General features: G+C 70.0%; 1 protein-coding gene and 1 pseudogene. One reads left to right on the top strand and one right to left on the bottom strand.

Features of this window, described 5'->3' with window-relative positions; genetic code table 11:
* Positions 1–154: pseudogene (locus EAO77_RS41155) on the bottom strand (replication initiator); the annotation flags it as partial.
* A gap of 167 nt (positions 155–321) precedes the next feature.
* Between EAO77_RS41155 and EAO77_RS36700 the strand changes: the two are divergent.
* Positions 322–576 carry a hypothetical protein gene (locus tag EAO77_RS36700; RefSeq protein ID WP_261994321.1) on the top strand — a complete coding sequence of 85 codons (255 nt, stop codon included), beginning with the start codon at positions 322–324 and terminating at the stop codon, positions 574–576.
* The last annotated feature ends 81 nt before the right edge of the window (positions 577–657 follow it).

Here is a 657-nt window from a genome sequence, read left to right as displayed (position 1 = left end):
AGCCCGAGCCCTGGAAGGCCCAGTGGCCGACGACGAGGGTGGTGTCCGGGGCATGCTTGGGCAGGCCGGCGTGGGCGCGGGCCTGTTCAATGCGCCAGGCGCGGCGAGCGGCGCGCAGCGCGCCCAGGGTGGTCGAGTAGGCGCGGGACTTGGTGCCACGTGGCGCAGGTCCAGGGTGACCATTCGGGGCGTGTCCCTTCTGTCGGGGTGCCTGTTCAGAGTTTCTTCACTTAATTCAAGGGTGGCCCGCTGACGCGGGCCACCCTTGAATTAAGTGAAGAAACTCTGAACAGGCACCCCGACAGAAGGGACACGCCCCGAATGGTCACCCTGGACCTGCGCCACGTGGCACCAAGTCCCGCGCCTACTCGACCACCCTGGGCGCGCAGCGCCTGGCGCATTGAACAGGCCCGCGCCCACGCCGGCCTGCCCAAGCATGCCCCGGACACCACCCTCGTCGTCGGCCACTGGGCCTTCCAGGGCTCGGGCTACAGCCCCGGCGGCGCGCTCCTCGCCGCCCACGTCTGGCACCGCCGGGAACTGGAACGCCGGTTCATCGCCGAAGAGGGCTGCTGATGACCTCGCCCCCGCCCGCTGTCCTCCACCCGGAGACAGAGCCAGCGCTGGACCTGCTGACGGTGCCCCAGGTCAATGGCC

Origin of the sequence: Streptomyces sp. T39 (genome assembly GCF_008042045.1) — a bacterium.
GTDB lineage: Bacteria > Actinomycetota > Actinomycetes > Streptomycetales > Streptomycetaceae > Streptomyces.
The sequence above is the reverse complement of the archived record's forward strand: the minus strand, read 5'-3'. Positions and strand labels throughout refer to the sequence as shown.

Bases quoted from the DNA above. Each gene is read 5' to 3' on its own strand.
- EAO77_RS36700 (WP_261994321.1), top strand. From the start codon at position 322: ATGGTCACCCTGGACCTGCGCCACGTGGCACCAAGTCCCGCGCCTACT.